The sequence below is a fragment of the Polaromonas sp. CF318 genome (assembly GCF_000282655.1).
Lineage (GTDB): Bacteria > Pseudomonadota > Gammaproteobacteria > Burkholderiales > Burkholderiaceae_C > Polaromonas.
In genome coordinates this window covers 1-4,409 of the sequence record NZ_AKIV01000058.1, presented here as the reverse complement: position 1 = coordinate 4,409, position 4,409 = coordinate 1, and the positions used below count along the sequence as shown (strand labels likewise).

General features: G+C 69.6%; 2 protein-coding genes. Both read right to left on the bottom strand.

Annotated elements, in window-relative coordinates; translation table 11 throughout:
• On the bottom strand, positions 1-1,488 hold a 1,488-nt coding region (locus PMI15_RS10090; protein ID WP_238541101.1), incomplete at its 3' end, for a hypothetical protein.
• A 28-nt stretch (positions 1,489-1,516) separates the two neighbouring features.
• On the bottom strand, positions 1,517-4,409 hold a 2,893-nt coding region (locus tag PMI15_RS10085), incomplete at its 5' end, for a DUF11 domain-containing protein (RefSeq protein WP_007867691.1).

Here is a 4,409-nt window from a genome sequence, read left to right as displayed (position 1 = left end):
ATTGCCGCTCAGCGTGCTGCCGCTGTACAGGCCGAAATTCTGCGGCGCCGGTGGCGCGCCGCCCACCACCAGCTGGATCACGCCGCTGGGATTTTGTGAACCCACATAACCGGTCGGGTAGCTCGCGGTGATGTCGCTCAGCGTGGCATTGCCGTCGAGTATCAGGCAGTAGCTGCCTTGGACCACATTGGCCAGGCTGTAGGCGCCGGTCGTCAGGTTGACCGAGGCCGCCACCGTGGCCGGGCCGGTGCACACGCCGCCAGAAAGCGGCGCCAGCTTGACCCACAGGGCGCTGGTGCCGCCTATGCCGGCCTCGCCCGCGTCCAGGTTGCCGTTGTGGTTGGGGTCCGCATACACCGTGCCCGCCACGGTCTTGGGCGTGGGCGTCAAGGTCAGCGTGCACGTGATGCGGTCGCCCGTTTGCGGCGTCAGCGTGAAGCTGGTGCCGGCGCCGCTGGGCAGCACGGTGTTCGTTCCCCCAAAAGCGGAGGCGCCCGGCCCGCTGTTGCTGCAGGCCATGCTGCCGGTGTAGGCGGACAGCACCGAGGCGCTGCCCGCGGCCATGGCCGCGCTCAGCGTGATGTTGTTGGTGCCTATGACCGAGGCCGCGCCGGTGGTGGCGGTGGTGTTGGTGCCGGTGGAGGTGACGCTGGTCACCGCAGCCGCCGGTGTGGTGTAGCCCACCGCGGCGGTGAACTGGTCGGCCGGGTACTGGCGCCCCGCGATGCTGAGGTTGAAGGTGACCGGCGGCAGCGCGATGGCAAACAGGGCAGCCTGCGAACCCGTCAGGGCGGCGGACACCTGCGTCGGGTTTTGCGTGCCCAGCACCACGGAGCCGTTAAAGCTGGTGGAGCCCGAAGTGGGCGCCGTCAGGTTGACGACGGTCGACCCGACGCCGGACAACACGACGGGCGCACCGGTATAGCTGGTGTAGCCGATCACATTGTCGATCAGGCTCCAGTTCGCCGTGCTTGTATAAACAATTCTTTCAGCGGCCTGGTCGGTGTTTTCACCGTCGGCCGCGAACATCGAGAAGGTGCGGTTGTTACCCGACGCGTCTTTCATCACCAGCGACGACAGCGTGGCCGTGCCCACCCCCGTCTGGCTGAGCCAGTACATGGAGGGAGCGCCGGTGATGCCGTTATAAGCGCCGTGCCCGAAAGCACCGCCGCCCGTCCAGGCGGGCGAGGCGGCTGCGGTCATGGTGGTGGTCCCGCTGCGCTTGACCGCCGTGGTCAGCGTGCCGGCGCCATTGGGCAAGGTGAAAGTAAAAGCCTGGCCGCCGGCCGTGCCCGCCACCGCGTTGTCATAGCCGGTGAAGTCGAGCCACCACAGGCTTTGCGCGAAAGTGCCGGTGGTGGCATAAGAGCCTCCCGCAGCCGACGCCATCCCCGCCCACGCGCCCAGCACGGCGGCGGCCAGGGGGTGCAGAATTTTTGCGTAGCGCCGGCGCCGCACCGGGACCGCTGGGAATGACGGATCGTGCATCATCGCTGCGGCCATTGTGCGCGACCCGCTACTGGTCGACCTTGACGCGGTAAGTGACGACCAGCTGGCCGCCCGAGGCCAGCGAGCCGGTGAAGGTCCACTTCAGCGCCCCCTGCGCATTGACCGCCGGCTGCGTCGTCACCGTGCAGCCGGTGATGCCCGTGGGCAGGGAGCCCGGGCAGGTCGCGGACACAAAGCCGGTGAAGGCCGCGGTGGAGTCGCTCACGAACAACGTGGACAGCGGCTGCGTGCCGTTGTTGGTGGCTGTGAGCGTGTACTGCAGCGTGTCGCCGGGATTGGCGTTCACGCTGGTGGCCGCAGGGAGGGCCTGGGTGATGTTGCTCACCAGCTTGGCCAGCGACAGGTCGCCGGCCTGGCCCACCGTGGTGATGTCGGTGGCCAGCAAGGTGGTCACAGCCAGCGCCGGGGCCGAGTTGGTGTAAGTGAAGGCGGCGCTCAGCGTGATGCTGTTCTGCGCACCCTGGCCGGCACCGGCGGGCACGAACTGCTTGATGACCAGGCAGACAGTCTGCCCGGCGGTGACGGTGACGGCGGTCGTGACCTGCGTCTCGCTGGCTTCCAGCGCGGCATTGCAATCGCCGTCCTGGTAGAGCACCTGGTTCCAGGCCGGGCTGGCCGGCGTGGCGATGTTGGCCATCGAGAACGTGACCGAGCCGCCGGTGGCGGCTTTGTAGCTGTGCGCATAGAACACCACCGTGCCGGGCTGGGCGGTCTGCGCGCCGTTGGGGCTCAGGGTGTTGGGCGCCACCATGCCGAAGCTGATGCCGGTGCGGGCCAGGCCGGCGCCGGCGGTGTAGCTCACGCTGGGGCGGGTGTAGCTGCCGCCGGTGGTACCGGCCGAGCCGCCGGTGGCGGTGTAGCCGGCCGGCAGCACGGGCGTGAGGACCACGGTGCCGGTGGTGGCGCCGGGAATCCACAGGATGAAGCTGCCGTCGCTGGCCGTGGGCTCGCTGTCCAGCGTGGTCGCGCCCTGCATGGCGTTGACGGTGATGCCGGCCAGGCCGGGCTCGGTGCCGGCCTTCACGCCGTTGTTGGCCGTGCCGCCGCCCGCGCCGTTGTCGGCGAACACATTGCCGCTCAGCGTGCTGCCGTTGTACAGGCCGAAGTTCTGCGGCGCGGGCGGCGCGGCACCGACCGCAAGCTGGATCACGCCGCTCGGGTTCTGGGTGCCGATCCAGCCGGTTGGGTAGGCGGCCGTGATATCGCTCAGGGTGCCGTTGCCGTCCAGGATCAGGCAGTAGCTGCCTTCCGCCACGCTGGACAGGCTGTAGGCGCCGGTGGCGAGGGTGACCGATGCCGCCGCCACGGCCGGGCCGGTGCAGATGCCGCCGGACACAGGCACCAGCTTGACGAACAAGGGGCTGGCACCCCCTATGCCCGACTCGCCGGCTTCCAGGCTGCCGTTGTGGTTCACATCGGCATACACGGTGCCCGCGATCGGCCGGCCGGCGATGCTGGTGACGGGCGCCGCGCAGCCCGCGCTCGGGGTGTTGGCCGCGGTGCAACTGGTGGGCGTGGGCGGCGCGGTGCCGCCTGTCGGGTCCACCGAGGCGTAGTTGGTGGTGGACGCATTGCTGGTGGCGGTCACGGTGATCACCACGGCGGAGGTGCCCCCGCCCGCGGCGAGGCTGCCGCTGTAGTTGCAGGTCACCAGCGCGCCGCCGCCGCCGGCTGCCGAGCACGACCAGCCGGTGCCCACGCCGCTGACGTAGGTCAAGTTGGCAGGCAACTGGTCGGTGATGCGGGCCGTGGTGCTGGCGGCCGTGCCGCTGTTGGTCACCGTCAGGGTATAGGCGCTGTTGCTGAAAACCTGCAGCGCGGGGCTGGGCGCGGATTTGACAAGGCCCAGGATGACAATGGTCGGCGTACTCGTGACCGGGGCGGCGCAACCCGCTGTCGGTGTGTTGGCCGCGGTACAGGTGCTGGGCGTCGGCGTGTTGGTGCCGCCCGTCCGGTCCACCGCCGCGTAGTTGGTCACGCTGGCCGCGCTGGTGGGCGTGACCGTGATGACGACGGCGGCCGTCCCGCCGCCGGTGGCGATGCTGCCGGTGTAGTCGCAGGTCACCAGCGTGCCGCCGCCGCTGGGCGCTGTGGAGCAGGTCCAGCCCGTGCCAACGCCGCTGACATAGGTCAAGTTGGCGGGCAACTGGTCCAGGATGCGGGCCGTGGTGCTCGCCGTCGTGCCTGTGTTGGTGACCGTGAGGGTGTAGGCGCTGTTGCTGCCGACTTTCAAGGCCGGGCTGGGCGCCGACTTGACCAGGTTCAGGATCGCATTGGTAGGGGTGTTGGTCACCGGCGTGGCGCAGCCCACGGGCGTGTTGTTTCCCGTGCAGGTGGACGGCGCGGGCTGGGTGGCATTGCCCACGGAGCCTACCGAGGCGCGGTTGGTGACGGTCGTGGTCGATGTCGGCCTCACCGTGATGTTCAACGTGGCCGTGGTGGTCGCGGTGGTGCTGCTGTAGGTACAGGCCACCAGGGTTCCGGTGCCGCCGGTCGCCGTCGGGCAGGTCCAGCCGGTGCCGGACCAGCCGACATACGTCAGGTTGGCCGGCAACTGGTCTCCTACCGTGGCGGTGAAAAATGGCGTCGAGGTGGATGCCGTCACCGTCAGCGTGTACACGCTGTCCCTGCCCACGGCCAGCGCCGGGCTGGGCTGGGATTTGGTGATCAGCCGTGTCGGATTGAGGGGCGTGATGACGACGGAGCCGTTGCCGCCGTTATTTCCGCTGGCCGGCGCCGTGCCGGTGACCGAAGCGCCGCCGGCGGCACCCGCCGCGGTCACGCTGAAAGCCGTCACCGCAGCGGTGTCGCTGCATGAACTGCCGCCTCTGGCCTGCAGCGTGTTGTTGGTGCCACTGCTGTCCACCAGCTCCGCGCCGCCCGCACCGCCGGGGCAGCCG